17 protein-coding genes are annotated in these 17073 nt (G+C 69.6%); 6 read left to right on the forward strand and 11 right to left on the reverse strand.

Annotated elements, in window-relative coordinates; genetic code table 11:
• Nucleotides 1–11: 11 nt before the first annotated feature.
• From glgX to AC1MEQ_RS06880, 6 genes are all read right to left on the reverse strand, one after another.
• Nucleotides 12–2138: a glycogen debranching protein GlgX gene (gene glgX / locus AC1MEQ_RS06855; RefSeq protein WP_479795156.1), complete on the reverse strand. Its 2127-nt coding sequence runs from the start codon at nt 2136–2138 to the stop codon at nt 12–14.
• A 13-nt stretch (nt 2139–2151) separates the two neighbouring features.
• Nucleotides 2152–3138: a 23S rRNA (guanosine(2251)-2'-O)-methyltransferase RlmB gene (rlmB, locus tag AC1MEQ_RS06860; RefSeq protein ID WP_479795158.1), complete on the reverse strand. Its 987-nt coding sequence runs from the start codon at nt 3136–3138 to the stop codon at nt 2152–2154.
• Between the two features lie 99 nt (nt 3139–3237).
• Nucleotides 3238–4707 carry a cysteine--tRNA ligase gene (gene cysS / locus AC1MEQ_RS06865; protein WP_479795160.1) on the reverse strand — a complete coding sequence of 490 codons (1470 nt, stop codon included), beginning with the start codon at nt 4705–4707 and terminating at the stop codon, nt 3238–3240.
• A complete protein-coding gene (gene ispF / locus AC1MEQ_RS06870) occupies nt 4704–5213 on the reverse strand; it encodes a 2-C-methyl-D-erythritol 2,4-cyclodiphosphate synthase (RefSeq protein ID WP_479795162.1) in 510 nt (169 codons plus the stop codon). The genes cysS and ispF overlap by 4 nt, the downstream gene beginning before the upstream one ends.
• Entirely contained in the window at nt 5213–5992 is a 780-nt protein-coding gene (gene ispD / locus AC1MEQ_RS06875) for a 2-C-methyl-D-erythritol 4-phosphate cytidylyltransferase (RefSeq protein ID WP_479795164.1), read from the reverse strand. The genes ispF and ispD overlap by 1 nt, the downstream gene beginning before the upstream one ends.
• Before the next feature lie 113 nt (nt 5993–6105).
• Nucleotides 6106–6588 (reverse strand): CarD family transcriptional regulator, encoded by a 483-nt coding sequence (locus AC1MEQ_RS06880; RefSeq protein WP_343901082.1) that lies wholly within the window; start codon nt 6586–6588, stop codon nt 6106–6108.
• A 320-nt stretch (nt 6589–6908) separates the two neighbouring features.
• Here AC1MEQ_RS06880 and AC1MEQ_RS06885 point away from each other — a divergent pair, with 320 nt between their 5' ends.
• Nucleotides 6909–7448, forward strand: coding sequence for a hypothetical protein (locus tag AC1MEQ_RS06885; RefSeq protein WP_479795166.1), 540 nt, complete (start codon nt 6909–6911; stop codon nt 7446–7448).
• A gap of 88 nt (nt 7449–7536) precedes the next feature.
• Here the strand turns inward: AC1MEQ_RS06885 and AC1MEQ_RS06890 are convergent, their stop codons facing one another.
• A complete protein-coding gene (locus AC1MEQ_RS06890; RefSeq protein ID WP_479795168.1) occupies nt 7537–8217 on the reverse strand; it encodes a response regulator in 681 nt (226 codons plus the stop codon).
• Nucleotides 8214–9431, reverse strand: a complete 1218-nt coding sequence (locus tag AC1MEQ_RS06895) for a sensor histidine kinase (protein ID WP_479796077.1) — start codon at nt 9429–9431, stop codon at nt 8214–8216. The genes AC1MEQ_RS06890 and AC1MEQ_RS06895 overlap by 4 nt, the downstream gene beginning before the upstream one ends.
• Before the next feature lie 194 nt (nt 9432–9625).
• On the opposite strand from AC1MEQ_RS06895, the gene phoU reads away from it, so the two are divergent.
• Complete coding sequence (gene phoU / locus AC1MEQ_RS06900) at nt 9626–10285, forward strand: phosphate signaling complex protein PhoU (protein ID WP_479795170.1); 660 nt, start codon at nt 9626–9628, stop codon at nt 10283–10285.
• Between the two features lie 76 nt (nt 10286–10361).
• Here phoU and AC1MEQ_RS06905 read toward each other — a convergent pair whose 3' ends face one another.
• Nucleotides 10362–11108 (reverse strand): phosphoglyceromutase, encoded by a 747-nt coding sequence (locus AC1MEQ_RS06905; RefSeq protein WP_479795172.1) that lies wholly within the window; start codon nt 11106–11108, stop codon nt 10362–10364.
• An 85-nt stretch (nt 11109–11193) separates the two neighbouring features.
• On the opposite strand from AC1MEQ_RS06905, the gene AC1MEQ_RS06910 reads away from it, so the two are divergent.
• Nucleotides 11194–12039 (forward strand): class I SAM-dependent methyltransferase, encoded by an 846-nt coding sequence (locus tag AC1MEQ_RS06910; protein WP_479795174.1) that lies wholly within the window; start codon nt 11194–11196, stop codon nt 12037–12039.
• A gap of 21 nt (nt 12040–12060) precedes the next feature.
• Here AC1MEQ_RS06910 and AC1MEQ_RS06915 read toward each other — a convergent pair whose 3' ends face one another.
• Nucleotides 12061–12372 carry a DUF2516 family protein gene (locus AC1MEQ_RS06915; protein WP_479795176.1) on the reverse strand — a complete coding sequence of 104 codons (312 nt, stop codon included), beginning with the start codon at nt 12370–12372 and terminating at the stop codon, nt 12061–12063.
• A 36-nt stretch (nt 12373–12408) separates the two neighbouring features.
• A complete protein-coding gene (locus AC1MEQ_RS06920; protein WP_479795178.1) occupies nt 12409–13554 on the reverse strand; it encodes a trans-sulfuration enzyme family protein in 1146 nt (381 codons plus the stop codon).
• A 90-nt stretch (nt 13555–13644) separates the two neighbouring features.
• Here AC1MEQ_RS06920 and tmk point away from each other — a divergent pair, with 90 nt between their 5' ends.
• Genes tmk through AC1MEQ_RS06935 form a run of 3 tightly spaced genes read left to right on the forward strand, consistent with a single transcriptional unit; the run spans nt 13645 to nt 17008 of the window.
• Nucleotides 13645–14298: a dTMP kinase gene (gene tmk / locus AC1MEQ_RS06925; RefSeq protein ID WP_479796078.1), complete on the forward strand. Its 654-nt coding sequence runs from the start codon at nt 13645–13647 to the stop codon at nt 14296–14298.
• Nucleotides 14295–15485 carry a DNA polymerase III subunit delta' gene (locus AC1MEQ_RS06930; RefSeq protein WP_479795180.1) on the forward strand — a complete coding sequence of 397 codons (1191 nt, stop codon included), beginning with the start codon at nt 14295–14297 and terminating at the stop codon, nt 15483–15485. The genes tmk and AC1MEQ_RS06930 overlap by 4 nt, the downstream gene beginning before the upstream one ends.
• Entirely contained in the window at nt 15482–17008 is a 1527-nt protein-coding gene (locus AC1MEQ_RS06935) for an alpha/beta hydrolase (RefSeq protein ID WP_479795182.1), read from the forward strand. Before AC1MEQ_RS06930 ends, AC1MEQ_RS06935 begins: the two co-directional genes overlap by 4 nt.
• Nucleotides 17009–17073 lie beyond the last annotated feature (65 nt).

The raw sequence follows: 17073 nt of genomic DNA on the forward strand, positions 1-17073 counted from the left end.
CCCGCGCGGGGCTACTGCCGGAAGCCGAGCCCGGGGGCATCGCAGCGGTAGACCGTGATCGAGCTGCCCTCGGCGGTGTCCAGTTCGCCGGCGCCGACCTGGGCGCCTTGGCGCAGCTGGCTGCGCGTTCCGGTGCCGTAGCGCAGCTCGAAGCGGGTCGATGCGGCATCCTTCCGGCGGAAGTCCTGCAGGGACTCGGCGTCGGGCATCCGGATCCTGCGGTCCTCGAGGTGCCCGTTGAACACGACGAGGCCGTCGATGCTGCCCGAGGTGGACCCCAGCAGCAGCTGCACTAGCCGGGTCCGCCCGTCGGTCCATTCCCCCTGCCGCATGGGGGTGCCCTCGGCGTTGAACCACAGCAGGTAGGAGCTTTCGGCGATTGTCGGGTAGACGAAGGGCTGGTGCTGCAGGAATTCGCGTCGGATCCTGGCGAAGGACTGGGTGCGACGCAGCATGGCCTGCCCGAACGCGTCCGGCGTCCAGTCCAGCCAGGAGAGCTCGTTGTCCTGGCAGTAGGCGTTGTTGTTGCCACGCTGGGTCTTGCCGAACTCGTCGCCGGCGGTGAGCATCGGCACTCCGAGCGAGATGAGCAGGGTCCCCATCGCGTTGGAGGCGGTTTGCAGCCGGGCCGCGGTGATATCCGCGTCCCCGCTCATGCCCTCGACGCCGTGGTTGTAGCTGCGGTTGTCCTCGGCGCCGTCGCGGTTGGACTCGCCGTTGTCCTCGTTGTGCTTGCGGTGGTGGCTCACCAGGTCACGCAGGGTGAAGCCGTCGTGTGCGGTCACGAGGTTCACCGAGGACAACGGGCCGCGGCCCGAGGCGGCAAAGATCTCGCGCGATCCGCCCAGGACGCTGGCCAGGCGGGCCACGTTGGCGGCTTCGCCACCGCCCTCGAGGGCGCCGCGGCCGGCCACCCAGAAGTCGCGGACGGTGTCGCGGAAGCCATCGTTCCAGTCGGCGAAGCCCTGCGGGAACCTTCCGGTCTGCCACCCGTCGGGGCCCAGGTCCCAGGGTTCGGTGATCATCTTCACGTGGGTGAGGACGGGGTCCGCGGCGATCGCCTGCAGGAACGGGTGGCGCGGGGTGAAGCGGTTGTCCTCGTCCCGGGCCAGGGTGACGGCCAGGTCGAACCGGAATCCGTCGACGTGGTAGTCCACCACCCAGTGGCGCAGCGATTCAAGCGCCATCTCGATCACCGGCGCGGAGGAGAAGTCCAGCGAGTTGCCGCATCCGGTGGTGTCCAGGTAGTTCCCGGCGTCGTCGTGCCGGTAGTACGCGGTGTCGCCGAGTCCGCGCCAGGAGTACGTCTTCTGGTCCTGCCCGCCCTCGGCGGTGTGGTTGTAGACGACGTCGAGGATGACCTCGAGCCCGGCCTGGTGCAGGAGCCGGACCATGCCCTTGAGTTCGTCCCGGACGGCCTGCGGTCCGGCAGCGCGTGCCGCTGCGCTGGCGTAGTCGGTGTGCGGGGCGAAGAAGCCGAGCGTGTTGTAGCCCCAGTAGTTGGGCAGCCCGAGGTCCTGCAGGTGCGGTTCGTCGAGGTGGAAGTGGATGGGCAGCAACTGGACCGCGGTGATGCCGAGGCCGAGCAGGTGCTCGATCATGGCGGGGTGGGCCATGCCGGCGTAGCTGCCGCGCAGTTCCTCGGGCACGTCGGGGTGCAGCATGGACTGGCCGCGCACGTGGGCCTCGTAGATGACGGTGTCCCGCCACGGGATGGCCGGGGCGGCGTCCCCGCCCCAGTCGAAGTCCTCGGTGACGTGCACGCCCCAGTAGGCTCCGCCATCGTCCTGGATGATGGCGCGGGCGAAGGGGTCCAGCAGCAGCTGGCCGTCGTGGGGCAGGTCGGCGCCGCTCGCCCAGAACGCGTAGCTGGCTCCCGGGCGCAGTGCGGCGACGAGCCCCTGGTGGCTGCCGGCGGTGTCGGCGGACAGCGCCGCCACCGCCCGCTTCCCCGCCGGATCGGTGTAGTGCACGTCGACGGCGGCCAGGCCCGGGGCGAACACCGAAACGTTCACGGCGTCCTGCGCTCCGGCGCCCCCGGGACCGTCGGCGGGCGCCGAGATCCCGGAGGACACGACGGAGGACGGGCGGTCGGGTGCCGGGGGCACGAGGAGCGCGGCGTCAGCGGGCTTCTTCACTGGCGCACCCGTCCTATTCGGCCCGGAGGCGGGACACCTCGTAGAGGGTGATGCCCACGGCCATCGAGGCGTTGAGCGATTCCATGGCCGATTCGATGGGGATGGACACGATCTGGTCGCAGTTCTCGCGCACGAGGCGGGAGAGCCCCTTGCCCTCCGAGCCGACGACGATGCACAGCGGGTCGGTGGCCAGCGGCAGGCCGGTCAGGCCGACATCGCCGTCGCCGTCGAGCCCGATGACATACACGCCGGCCTGCTTCATGGCCTTCAGCGTGCTGGTCAGGTTCGTGGCCCGGGCCACCGGCACGCGGGCCGCGGCGCCGGCGCTGGTCTTCCAGGCCGAGGCCGTCATGCCCACCGAGCGGCGTTCGGGCACGATCACCGCGTGGGCGTTGAAGGCCGAGGCGGAGCGGATGATGGCCCCGAGGTTCCGCGGATCGGTGATGCCGTCGAGGGCGATGAACAGCGGGGTGTTGTTGATGTACCCCTTGGCGGCCTTCACCAGCGTCGCCTCCACCGTCTCCAGGGCGTCCGGGTAGTCATACGGCGGGACCTGCAGGACCAGGCCCTGGTGGATGGAATCGTCGGTCATCCGGTCCAGCTCCGGCTTGCCGGTCTCCATGACCGCCAGGCCGCGGTCGGCGGCGAGCTTGAGGACCTCGCGCACGCGGTCGTCGACGTCGATGCGGATGGCCATGTAGAGGGCCTTGGCGGGGATGTCGGCGCGCAGGGCCTCCAGGACCGAGTTGCGTCCGGACACCATTTCCTCGGCGTTCTTGCTGCGGCCGCTGCGGGCCGCGGGGCGCTGGCGGGCGGCACCGGGCTTCGCGGCGGCACGTTCGGCCAGCTGCTTGCCGCGGTAGGCCTTGTGGTAGGTCCTCTCCTCGGCCTTGGGCGTGGGGCCCTTGCCCTCGAGCGCCTTGCGGCCGTGGCCGCCGGTGCCGACGGTGGGGCCCTTCTTCTTCTTCGGTGCGCCGCCGTGACGCTTGGGTGCTGCCATGGGATGGAATCCTTGATGTTGGTGGGGTCGGGTCCGCGCAGTCGCGATGCCCGGCAACCCCCTATTTTACAGGTGGAACGGCTTTTTCCGGACCGTCGGCTATTTCAGCGACCAGCGGGCGCCGTCGGCCGAGTCCTCCACGACGATCCCGGCGGCGGCCAGCGTATCGCGGATCCGGTCGGCCCGCGCCCAGTCCTTGGCGGCCCGGGCCTCCACACGTTCTTCCAGCTGCGCCCGCACCAAGGTGTCCAACGCCTCCTGCTGGGCCGGGGACCCGGCCTGCCCGTCTGCGGCGGCCGCATCGTCGAGTCCGAGCGTCGAGGTCATGGCCAGCACCTGCGCCAGTGCCTGGTCCGCGGCCTCCCACTCGCCGGCGGCCAGCGCCTTGTTGCCGCGGCGCACGCTCTCGTGCAGGGCGGCCAGGGCCTGCGGGACGTTCAGGTCATCGTCCATCGCCGCGGCGAACTCCTCGGTGACCTCGAAATGGGCCAGGTCGAGCTCGAAGTCCCCGCCCGGGGCCACACCGTGGAGGCGTTGCAGGGCGTGGGTGATGAACGTGTCGATGCGCTCGACGGCGGCGGCGGCCTCCTGCAGCGAGCTCGGCTTGTAGTCCAGCTGGGACCGGTAGTGGGCCTGTCCCAGGAAGTAGCGCACCACCCGGGCCGGGGCGGCATCGAGCATGTCCGCCGGCGAGATCGTGTTCCCGATGGACTTGGACATCTTCTCGCCCTCGAAGGTGACCATGCCGTTGTGCATCCAGAAGTTCGCGAACCCGTCGCCGGCCGCCGTGGACTGGGCGAGTTCGTTCTCGTGGTGCGGGAAGCGCAGGTCCAGTCCCCCACCGTGGATGTCGAAAGCGGCGCCCAGGTATTTGCCGGCCATGGCCGAGCATTCGAGGTGCCAGCCGGGGCGGCCGCGGCCCCACGGGCTGGGCCAGGAGGCGGTGGCGGGGTCGGCGTCCTTGTGCCCCTTCCAGAGCGCGAAGTCCCGCGGATCGCGTTTGCCGCGCGGGTCGGCATCCGGGGCGGCCTGCATGTCCTCGACGCGCTGGCGCGTGAGGGCGCCATAGGCCGGGTAGGAGCGGACGTCGAAGTAGACGTCGCCGGATCCGTCGGTGGCCGGGTAGGCGTGGCCGGCGTCGATGAGCCGGGCGATGAGCTCGTGCATTTCGGTGATGTGGCCGGTGGCGCGCGGTTCGTACGTCGGCCGGCGCACCCCGAGGGTGTCGTAGGCGCCGGCGAAGGCCTGCTCGAAGCGGTAGGCCAGCGCGAACCAGTCCTCGTCGGGCTGGTACGCCCCGTCGGCTTCGAAGCCGGACGCGAAGGAGGCGGCGGACTTCTCCAGGATCTTGTCGTCGATGTCGGTCACGTTGCGCACCACGTCCACGCGCAGCCCGCGGTGTTCGAGCCAGCGCACCAGGATGTCGAAGGCGATGGCCGAACGGACGTGCCCGACGTGGGGCATGCCCTGGACGGTGGCCCCACAGTAGTAGAGGCCCACACGCCCCGGTGTCAGCGGAACGAAATCCCGGACCTGTGCCTGCTGGGTGTCATAGAAACGGATGCTCACCGCTCAAGGTTATCGGACACCGGGTAGACCAGTGCCGTGGCGTAGGCGGTGATACCGTCCCCGGCGCCCTCGTAGCCGAGCCCGTCCGAGGTCGTGGCCGTGACCGTGACCGCGGCGCCGGCCGCCGCGGACAGGGCGGCGTCGGCCTCCGTGCGGCGCGGCCCGAACTTGGGGCGCCGCCCGACGAACTGGATGGCGACGTTGCCGATCTCCCATCCGGCGGCACGCACCAGCCGGGCGGCCTCGGCCAGCAGGCTCGCTCCCGAGGCCCCGGCGAATTCGGGCCGGTCGGTCCCGAAGTGGGTGCCCAGGTCCCCGATCCCGGCGGCGGAGAAGAGCGCGTCGCAGGCGGCGTGCGCGACGGCGTCGCCGTCGGAGTGGCCGGAGAGGCCGCGTTCGCCGGGCCAGTGGAGTCCGGCCAGCCAGAGGTCGCGGCCGGGATCCGCGTCCACGGCGTGGACGTCGATGCCGATGCCAGTGCGCGGGATCAGGGGGCGGGGGTCCATCACGGCTCCTGGGTGGGGGTCGGGGGGTGGTCGCGGGCCAGCAGCGCCTCGGCGAGCAGCAGGTCCAGCGCGGTGGTGATCTTGAAGGCCGCCGGGTCGCCGGGGACGACCAGCACCTGGTGTCCGGCGCGTTCCATCAGTGCCGCGTCGTCGGTGATGGCGGCGGCTTCCCCCCGGCTCCATGCGCCGGCACCGGCATGGGCAGCGGAGAGGGCGGCGGCCTCGAACCCCTGGGGGGTCTGGATGGCCCGCAATCCGGAACGGTCGGGGGTGCCGGTGACCAGGGCCGCGTCGGGTATGCCCCGGGCGGCCTCCGCTTCAGGGTCCACCGTCTTGATGGTGTCGGCGACGGCAAGACCGGGTACGACGGCGGTGCCCCCGGCCGCGAGGGCGCCGGCGATGCGGGTGAACACCTCCGGCGGTGTCAGGCACCGTGCGGCGTCGTGGACCAGCACGTGGTCCACGGGGGCCAGCGCCGCCAACCCGGCCCGGACGGAGTCATTGCGCTCGGTGCCACCGCTGGCGGTGCCGATGGCCAGCCCGGTGTCCTGACCGACCGCGTGGCACACCTGCCGCAGACGGTCATCGCCGGGCGGGAGCACGACGACCAGCTCGGTGCAGATGCCGGCGGCGATGATGCCCCGCAGGGCATGTTCGAGCAGGGTCCGGCCGGCCAGCGGAACGAGCGCCTTGGGCATCCCGTGGCCGAGCCGGGTGCCGGCGCCGGCGGCAACCAGGACGAGGCCGATGCGCGGGGGAACGGGGGCGGAATCAGTCACGCCCCCACCCTACCGGCGGGCAAACGAAAGACCCGGCCACCCTGGGGTGGTCGGGTCTTGTGCCGGCGGGGCCGGCTGGTCGCCGTTCCGGATGGCCGGAGCGGCGTCGTTGCCTAGGAGGCGAGCACCTCGTCGAGGACGATTTCCGCCTTCTCCTCGTCCAGCTTCTTGGCCAGGGCCAATTCGCTGATGAGGATCTGGCGCGCCTTCGAGAGCATGCGCTTTTCGCCGGCCGAGAGCCCGCGGTCGTTGTCGCGGCGCCACAGGTCGCGGACGACCTCTGCCACCTTGACGACGTCGCCGGATGCCAGCTTCTCCAGGTTTGCCTTGTAACGGCGGGACCAGTTGGTCGGCTCCTCCGTCAGTTCGGCACGCAGGACGTCAAAAACATGTTCCAGGCCTTCCTGGCCGACGACGTCCCTGACGCCAACCAGATCCACATTCTCTGCCGGAACCTCGATTGTCAGATCGCCCTGCGCGACCTTGAGCTTGAGATACATCTTCTCTTCGCCCTTGATCGTCCGCATCTTGATCTCTTCGATCATCGCCGCACCGTGGTGAGGGTAAACAACCGTTTCGCCAACCTCAAAAACCATCTGGATAAACCCCTTTCCCGGAATCCAGTTTATCACGAATATGGTTCTATCATCGGCGCGTTGCCCGCCATCTAGCGGCAGGAGGACCATAATCCGCCCTTGCGTTTTCCGCCATTGATGCTAGGGCGCGTGGAGCCACCCCGCGGAGGGTGGTCCTCCCGGCTGCCCCTGTCGCCTGCCGTCACCGGCCCAGCCGAGTCATACTTTTGCGCCGAAACCGATTAGGCTGGGACCAACGCTTTTTATGCTCCGGCGCGGGACCCACTCGTCCGCACTGGTGCGACAACACCAGAGAAGAACCTTGTAGAGGAGTTTGTGCCGTGATCACCGCACAGAAGTTCCGCGGCCGCCGTACCGCGACTGTTGCCGCCTTCGCCCTGCTGGCCGCAGGGATGACCGGTTGCGGTGCGGTGAACCCGCAGGCGACGTCGTTGCACTACGCCGCATCCGACGGCATCGTCTTCGACGTAGCCGACATCGAGATGCGCAACCTGATGCTGGTCACGAACTCGGTCGACGAACCGGCCCGCTTCATCGGCAGCCTGATCAACGACACCGACCAGGCCGCCTCGGTGAAGCTGACCGTGGACGGCAATTCGGCCACCATCGAGGTCCCGAAGAAGTCCGCGGTCAAGCTCGAGGATGACGCCAACAAGACCCTCCTGCCCAGCGCCGGCGTCGAGCCGGGGTCGCACGCCGACCTGACGGTGAAGATTGGCGCCAGCAGCGTCACCGAGTCGATGCCGGTCGTCAACGGAGTCCTTCCCGAGTACCGTCCGTTCGTACCCGGCGGCTACAACTCGGACACCGTCGAGCACCTGCAGCCGACGGAGCCGATCCTGACGCCGGAAGGCCACTAGGCCCCACCCACGCGAAACGGCGGCTGGATCCTCCGGGATCCAGCCGCCGTTTGCGTTCGCGCAAGCCGGCGCGCGCCGCCGTCGCGCCTCAGGCCTCGAACTTGTAGCCGAGTCCGCGCACGGTCACGAGGTGGACCGGGACGGCGGAGTCGGGCTCGATCTTCGAGCGCAGGCGCTTGACGTGCACGTCAAGGGTCTTCGTGTCACCGACGTAGTCGGATCCCCAGACCCTGTCGATCAGCTGGCCGCGCGTGAGCACGCGTCCGGCGTTGCGCAAGAGCATCTCGAGCAGCTCGAACTCCTTGAGCGGGAAGGAGACTTGTTCGCCCTGCACGCTCACGGTGTGCCGTTCGACGTCCATGCGGACCGGGCCCGCCTGCACGGTGGCGGCGACCAGTTCCTCCGGCTCGCCCTGCCGGCGTAGCACCGCCCGCACCCGGGCGACGAGTTCGCGGGCTGAGTAGGGCTTGGTGACGTAGTCGTCGGCACCGAGTTCCAGTCCCACCACCTTGTCGATCTCCGAGTCCTTGGCAGTCAGCATGATCACGGGGACGCTGGACCGCTGGCGCAGCTGCCGGCAGACCTCGGTACCGGGTTGGCCCGGCAGCATGAGATCCAGCAGGACCAGATCGGCGCCGGCGCGGTCGAATTCGACGATGGCGTCGATCCCGTTGTCGACGACATGGACCTCGAAGCCCTCCTTCGTCAGCAGGTACTCCAGCGGGTCGCTCAGCGACTCCTCGTCCTCGACCACCAGAATGCGGGTCAAATTCGGCCTCCTTGTTGTGTGGTGCGGTGTGTGTCCACGGTGTCGGTCTCGATGGAGCGGGCCTCCCCGGTGCCGGTGGATGCCGTTGCGCGGGGGGACTCGTCGGCGTGTTCATGGCGGGGCATGCGCACCGTGAAGGTGGACCCCTGGCCGGGTTGGGACCATAGCGTGACTTCGCCGCCGTGGTTGGAAATGACGTGCTTGACGATGCTCAGGCCCAATCCGGTGCCCCCGGTCTGGCGTGTGCGGGCGGCGTCGACGCGGTAGAAGCGCTCGAAGATGCGCTCCTGCTCCTCCGGGGCGATGCCGGGGCCCTGGTCGGTGACCGAGACCTGGACGAGTCCGTCGCGCGAGCGCACCCCGACCCCGACGCTGGTGCCGTCGGGAGAATACCGGATGGCGTTGTCGATGAGGTTCCGGAAGGCGGTCATCAGCAGGTCGCGGTCCCCGAAGATCCGGTCATCGGTGTGCCCGCCGACGGTGATGGTGATGCCCTTGCCCTCGGCGGTGAGCTTGTTGCGGTCCACCGCCTCGGCGATCACCCGGTTGACGTCCACGGGCTGGCCGGCCAGCACGATGTCGGCACCCTGCAGGCGGGAGAGCTCGATGATGTCCTGCACGAGCGCGGCCAGCCGGCGGGCTTCCTTGTCCAGCCTCATGGAGAAGCGGCGGACCGCGACCTCGTCGTCGGCCGCCTCGTCGATGGCCTCGGAGAGCAGCTGGATGGCGCCGACCGGGGTCTTGAGCTCGTGCGATACGTTGGCGACGAAGTCGGTGCGGACCGCCTCGGTACGGGTGATCTCGGTGCGGTCGTCGGCCAGCAGCAGGATGTATTCGTCGCCCAGCGGTGCGACCCTGACATGCACGACGATGGTCCCCTGCCCGAGCGGGCCCAGCGGCAGCTCGAACTGGCGTTCCTCGATGACCCCGTCCGCACGGACGCGGCGGGCCAGCGACAGCAGCTCGGCGTGCACCATCGTATGGCCGCGGACCAGCCCGTAGGCGTAGGCGGCGGGGTTGGCCCGGACGACGCCGTCGATGTCGTCGACCACGACGAAGGCCCGACCGACCACGGAGAGGATCTCCGCTGCGCCCTCCGGCAGGGTCGGTTCGTCGACGTCGAAGACCGCCTCACGCTGCAACCGGCTGTAGCGGTACGCGAGGAGGCCGACGACGCCGAGCGCCAGGCCCACCAGGCCGGCGATCACGATCATCAACGCTTCATTCACGCCACTAGCGTAGCCCGGACCGAACGGGGTCCAACGCCCGTATGACGGACCGGGGCCCGCCATTCACCCAATGTTCACGCGGCGGCGGCCCGAGGTTAAGCTGGGGGTGGGAACGTTGAAGCCTACAGTGCCCATCCCCTGCCCAGCGGCCGGGGAACACAGCTATGAAAGGACGCCCAGTGCGCAAGGTTTTCCAGGCCGAACTCCAGACGATCGGCGAGGAACTGACGGAAATGGCCACCCTGGTGGGCACCGCCATGGAGCGGGCCTACGCATCGTATGCCGGGGCCGATACGGAGCTCGCCCAGGAGGTGATCGCCGCCGACGCGCGTGTTGACTTCATGCAGAACCAGTTGGATGAGCGGGCCATCGACGTACTGGCCCTGCAGGGCCCCGTGGCCTCGGATCTGCGCATGATCGTGGGCTCCCTGCGGATGAGCGCCTCGCTCGAGCGGATGGGCGATCTGGCCCGGCACATCGCCCAGCTGGCCCGCCTGCGCTACCCGGCCAACGTCGCACCGGACGCGGTCGCCCCGGTCTTTGCCGAAATGGCCGAGCTCGACGTGCAGATCGCCCGGAAGCTGGTCACCCTGTTGGAGACCCGCGACCTGGACATCGCCGCCGAGATCGTCACGCTCAACAAGCGGATCGACGATCTGCATGCCAGCGTCTTCAAGCTGGTGGCCGCCCCGGAGTGGACCGAGTCCGCACCGCGGACCGCGGACGTCACGCTGACCAGCAGGTACATGGAGCGCTATGGCGACCATGGCGTATCCGTCGCCCGCAAGGTCAACTACCTGGTGACCGGCGAGTGGGAGCCAGGCAGCTCCGAACGTTAGGGGCAAACGGTGAGGGGCTGGCCGGCGCATCCGCGCCAGCCAGCCCCTCGTCGTTTCAGCCGGTGTCTTGCCGGGTCTACTTGCGGCCCTGGTTGGCCACGGCCTTGATCGCGTCGGCAGCTGCGTCCGCGTCGAGGTAGCGCCCGCCGGCGGTGACCGGGGTGAAGTCCTCGTCCAGCTCGTACACGAGCGGGATGCCGGTGGGGATGTTCAGTGAGGCGATGTCCTCGTCGGAGATGCCGTCCAGGTGCTTGACCAGGGCGCGCAATGAGTTGCCGTGCGCGGTGACCAGCACGGTCTTGCCGGCCTGCAGGTCCGGGCGGATCGCCGACTCCCAGTACGGGAGCATGCGCTCGAGCACGTCCTTGAGGCATTCGGTGCGCGGGGCGTCATCGCCGAGGTCGGCGTAGCGCGGGTCCCCGATCTGGGAGAACTCGGAGTCGTCGTCCAGCGGCGGCGGCGGGGTGTCGTAGGAGCGGCGCCACTGCATGAACTGGTCCTCGCCGAATTCGGCGAGCGTCTGGGCCTTGTCCTTGCCCTGTAGCGCACCGTAGTGGCGTTCGTTCAGCCGCCAGTCGCGGTGGACCGGAATCCAGGACAGGTCCGCTGCCTCCAGGGCCAGGTTCGCGGTGATGATCGCGCGCTTGAGCAGCGAGGTGTGCAGCACGTCGGGGACCAGGCCCTCGGCGGTGAGCAGCTCGCCGCCGCGCACTGCCTCGGCGCGCCCCTGCTCGGTCAGCGGCACGTCGTACCAGCCGGTGAAGAGGTTCTTTTCGTTCCATTCGCTCTGCCCGTGGCGGAGCAGGATCAGGGTGTGCGTCATATTTTCATCCTATCCGGCGTGAAGTCCGTTACTTTCCCCCATGACTGGTCATGAAGGACCCCGGCGCCACCTTATATTTTCTGTTGTGGTGCAAAAAGCTCAGCGGCTCGGCGGCCGGCACCAGGCCGGGCGCCCCGTGGGCAACCCCACGCGCGGGACCACGAATCCGAACCGCATGCGCCGCGTGGACCGGTGGATGACCGGGACCCAGGAATTCCGGCTGCGCCCCGAGGTCACCGGCGCACCGCCCATCTGCGTCGACCTGGGCTACGGGGCCTCCCCGCGCACCGCCGTGGAGTATTTCCAGCGCCTGCGCGCGCTGAACCCGCGGGTGTCCGTCGTCGGACTGGAAATCGATCCCGGACGGGTGAGGGCGGCGAAGGTGATGGAGGTCGACGGGCTGTCCTTCGGCGTCGGCGGCTTCGAGATCCCCACCGAACGCAATCCCCTGCTCATCCGCGCGTTCAACGTGCTGCGCCAGTACAACGAGGACGACGTCGCCTCGATCTGGAAGGCGCTGGCCGCCCGGCTCGATCCGCGCGGGCTGCTCATCGAGGGCACGTGCGACGAGGTCGGGCGGGTCAGTACCTGGGTCGGGATCTCCCCCGAGGGGCCCCTGACCTTGAGCATCTCGATCCGCTTCGGCGCCGTCGACCGGCCCAGCGAGGTCGCCGAACGCCTGCCCAAGGCGCTGATCCACCGCAACCACCCCGGTGAACGGGTCCACGATTTCCTGGCTGCTGCCGATGCCGCGTGGCTGGCGACTGCCCCGCTGGCACCTTTCGGCCAACGCCAGCGGTGGATCGCCATGTGCCGGACGCTGCGTGCTGACGGGTGGCCGGTGCGCGACGGCGTTCCGCGGTGGCGGTTGGGCGAACTCACCGTCGACTGGGCCTGCGTGGCCCCGCGGACGGGTGCGCTGGCGCTCTAGCGCGCCAGCGCGGGCGGAAGCCTAGTAGTTGTAGTACCCCGGCGAGCCCTTGCCGCCGACGGCGGGCCGGACATCGGCGAGGTAGACGCAGGAGATGCACGCGGCGATCAGCTGCAGGAACCCCGCACCGCCGGACCCGAGCACGCTGAAACCACACACGACGGCTGCAACGCCGGTCATGCCCAGCCAGAAGCCCTTGGTGCGCTTGTTCTCACGCGTGTAGTTTTGCGCCGGATGGCGCACGGCGTCGATGAAGGCCCAGAGGCCGAGCACCAGCGCCGCCAGGCTCAGGACCCGGAACAGGACGATCTCGAATAACAATGCGGTAGCCACATCCGCCAGTCTAGGCGACCGAACCCCGATCCGCGGCTAGCGCGCCGCCCCCAGCGCGGCGTCGAGGTCCTTCCACAGGTCCTCGACGTTTTCGATCCCGACGCTGAGCCGGATCAGGTGCGCCGGCACCGACGCCGGTTCGCCCGGGTGGCGCCGCCGTCGTTCGGCCAGGGACTCGACGCCGCCCAGGCTGGTGGCCGGCGTCCACAGCCGCAAAGCCGCCAGGGCAGCCTCCGCCGCGGCCTCTCCCCCGGCCACCGTGATGGCCACGATCGACCCGAACCCGTCCATCTGGGCCGCGGCGCGCGCATGCCCGGGATCCGATTCCAGCCCCGGGTAGCGCACCGACTCCACGGCGGCGTGCCCGGACAGGCGGCGGGCCAGCACCCCGGCACTGGCCTGGGCCCGCTCGACCCGCAGCGCCATGGTCCGCAGCCCGCGCAGGGTCAGCCACGCCTCGAACGGCCCGGCGATCGCCCCGTGCAGCGAACGGTGGGCGTGCAGCTTCGTGCGCAGCCCGGCATCGCTGGTGAGCACGGCACCGAGGACGACGTCGGAATGCCCGCCCATGTACTTGGTCGCCGAATGCACCACGACGTCGGCGCCGAGTTCCAGCGGGCGTTGCAGCAGCGGGGTGGAGAAGGTGTTGTCCACGACGGACAGCACCCCGGCGACGCGGGCCGCTGCGGCGAGGGCTCGCACATCGGCGACCTCGAGCATCGGGTTGGTGGGGCTTTCGAGCCAGAGCATGTCGGCGCCGTCGAGCAGGGCCACGGTGGCGTCGGTGTCCTCGACGTCGGCCAGCCGCACGGTGATCCCGGCCCGGGTCTCCAGGTCCGCCACCAGCGACAGCGAGCCGTTGTAGCTGTGCCGGGGCACCACGATCGTCCCACCCAACGGCACCAGCGACATCGCCGAGGCCACCGCTGCCATCCCCGAGGCGTAGACGAGCCCCGGCAGGACCGCCGATTCCAGCTGGGCCAGGGCGTCCTCGAGCGGATCCCAGGTCGGGTTGGAGAACCGCCCGTAGACCCGTTCGCCGGCTCCCGGGGTCCCGGCGCCGAAGAACGTCGAGGAGAGCACGATCGGCGGGTTCACCGGTGCGTCCACCTCGCGCGGCGGGCGGCCGGCGGCGACGACGACGGTATCGGGGGCAAGATCCTGGGGGTGCGATGGGGCCATGCCAAGATCGTAGACCTCGCAAAGGCCCACGCCCGAAGCCGCGACAGCGTGTTACCGGCCGCGGGCCGATAGGCTGGGCGGGTGAATGAAATGCAGCGCGCGCCCGGGGCCCTGTTCGTCGTCCTCGAAGGCGGCGACGGCGCTGGCAAGTCCACGCAGGCGGGCCTGCTGGCCGGCCATCTGCAGTCGGACGGCCGCGAGGTCGTGCGCACCCGCGAACCCGGCGGCACCCCCATCGGCGAGAAGCTGCGCTCCCTGGTCCTGGACCATGGCCACGGTGAGGTCGATGCCCGGACCGAGGCCCTCATGTTCGCCGCCGCGCGCGCCGCCCATGTCCAGCAGCTCATCCTGCCTGCGCTGGCCCGCGGCGCCACCATCATCTGCGACCGCTACATCGACTCCTCCGTCGCCTACCAGGGCGTCGGGCGCGGGCTGGGAACCGACGAGGTCCTGGCCCTGAACCGGTGGGCCACGGCCGGCCTGCGTCCCGACCTGACCATCCTGCTCGACGTCGACCCGCAGGCCGGACGCGACCGGCGCACCCAGGGCGCCGCGGCCGAGGACCGGCTCGAATCCGAGCCCGACGATTTCCACACCCGCATCCGCCGGGCCTTCCTGGACCGGGCCGGCAACGACGACGGCACCTACGTGGTCCTGGATGCCTCCCTTTCCGTGGAGGACCTGGCGGGACGCATCGCCGCCGCGGTGGCCGCGGTCGGGCAGCCGGCGGGATCGGCGTCATGACCGCGGAAACCGAGCTGCGGGGCGTCTGGACCGACCTGCCCGGACAGGACCAGGCTGTCGACGCACTGCGCCGGGCCGCGGCCCTCGGGGCCCCCTCGCACGCGTGGTTGTTCACGGGCCCTCCGGGGTCGGGGCGTTCGAATGCGGCCCGCTCCTTCGCCGCAGCCCTGCAGTGCGACGCCGCGGATCCCGAGGGACGCGGATGCGGGGAGTGCCGCGCATGCCGCACCGTCATGGCCGGGACCCATCCGGATGTCGCGCTCATCGCCACGGAGAAGGTCGCCTACCAGATCGAGGATGTCCGCCAGCTGATCGCCAAGGCACAGGACCGCCCGTCCTCGGGCAAATGGCGGATCATCATCGTCGAGGACGCGGACCGCATGACGGAGCGGACCACCAACGTGCTGCTCAAGTCCATCGAGGAGCCCCCACCCCACACCGTGTGGATCCTGTGTGCGCCGAGCCCCGCTGACGTGCTGGTGACGATCCGCTCGCGGTGCCGGCCGGTGACCCTGGGGGTCCCGTCCCGCGCGGCCGTGGCCGAACTCCTCGTGCGCCGCGACGGGCTGACCCCCGACCAGGCCGACTTCGCGGCCAGGGTCTCGCAGAGCCACATCGGCATCGCCCGGCGCCTGGCCCGCGACGAGGGAGCCCGGCAACGACGTGACCGCACGGTGCGCCTGCCGCTGCGTCTGGGTTCGGTCTCCGATGCGGTCATCGCCGCTGGGGACCTGGTGGAGCTCTCCACCACCGAGGCCAGTTCCTCCGCCGAGGAACGCGGCGCCGCCGATACCGCTTCCCTGCGCGAATCCCTGGGTCTGGCGGCGGATGCGCCGGTCCCGCCGCAATTGCGCAGCCAGTTCAAGGCCCTCGAGGAGCTGAACAAGCGCCGCGCCAAGCGCGGAGTCAACGACTCACTGGACCGGGCGCTGATCGACCTGACCACGTTCTACCGCGACGTGCTCACCCTGCAGTTGTCCACAGGGAGCGAACTGGTCAACGCCTACCTGGAACGCGAGCTCGCCGAGATCGCCCACCGTTCCACCCCCGAACAGACGCTGGCCCGGATCGACTACATCGCCGAGGCCCGGCGCCGCATCACCGCAAATGTCCAGCCGCTGCTGGCCATGGAGGCCATGATGGCAGGCCTGCTTCCCGCCAGGAACCAAGGAGAACCCCGCGTATGACCTTCCCCCGACGTCGGCTGCGCTGGGCGGCCGCCGCCAGTTGCCTGCTGCTGCTCACCGCGTGCAGCGCCACTCCCTCCTCCGGCCCCGCAGCGGACGGGGGTTCCGGTGCCTCGATGCCCGCCCCGCCAGCCGGCCTGGAGAAGTACTACAGCCAGACGCTGGACTGGACGAGCTGCTCGACATCGTTCGAGTGTGCCGACGTGGAAGTGCCCCTGGACTACGAGCATCCGGACAAGGACTCGATCAAGCTCTCTGTGGTGAAGCTGGACGCCGGCCGCAAGGCCGAGGGAACCCTGGTGGTCAATCCCGGCGGCCCGGGGGCCTCGGGGGTGGACCTGGTCATGAATGCCGGAACGCAGATCTTCTCCGCGGACCTGCGCCAGCGCTATGACCTGCTCGGCTTCGATCCCCGCGGGGTCAGCCGCTCGGCACCGGTCACCTGCCGGACGGATGCCGAACGCGACGAGGCCCGGACCCGGGATCCGGATCCCACGACCGATGCCGGGTTGGCGGAAATCGAGAAGCAGAGCAAGGAGTTCGCCGACGCCTGTGCTGCCAAGACGGGCAAGTCGCTCGGATTCATTGACACCGTCAGCTCCGCCAAGGACATGGACATCCTGCGTGCCGTCAACGGAGATACGCAGTTGGACTACCTGGGCTTCTCCTACGGGACCAAGCTCGGCGCCACCTATGCCCAGCTCTACCCGAAGAACGTCGGGCACATGGTGCTCGACGGTGCGATGGACCCCTCGTTGTCCAATGAGGAAGTGACCCTGGGCCAGGCCGCGGCCTTCGAAAAGGCCATCACCGCCTACCTGGAGGATTGCCTGCGCGGCCAGAACTGCCCGTTCGACGGCGATGCCGACCAGGCCCGCACCCAGCTCCACCAACTCTTCGACTCCGTCGAGCAGTACCCCCTGACCGCCCAGGACGGGCGCGAGGTCGGCATCACCGACTTTGTCAGCGGTTTCCTCGTGGCCTTCTACGATGATGCGTACTGGCCGACCCTCACCGATGCCCTGAACGCGGCGATCTCCGGTGATCCGACGAAAATGCTTGAGTTGGCGGATCTGAGCGCCGGGCGGGAGCCGGACGGCACCTACACAGGCAATGCCAATGAGGCGTTCATCGCCATCAACTGCCTGGACTACCCCGTCGATACCAGCATCGAAGGACAGCGCCAGGACGCCCGCGAACTGGCCAAGGCGTCACCGACGATCGGCAAGTACCTGGCTTACGGCGGGCTCTCCTGCAAGGACTGGAAGTACCCGTCAACCGGCAAACCGGCGCCGGTCTCGGCCCCCGGGGCGGCTCCCATCGTCATCATCGGCACGACCGGGGACCCCGCCACCCCTTATGCCTGGTCCAAGGCCCTGAATGAACAGTTGGAGTCCTCGGTACTGCTGACCTTCCACGGGGAGGGGCACACCGCCTACGGGCGAAGCAACGAGTGCATCGGCAACGCCGTCGACGAGTACTTCCTGGACTCGACGGTGCCGGAGGACGGCCTGCAGTGCTGACGCGTTCCCGGGTCCATGCGTTCGTTTTGACCGCTGGTGAAGCGCTCCTATAAACTAACTGCTTG

It is taken from the genome of Arthrobacter sp. ASL1, from assembly GCF_056680475.1.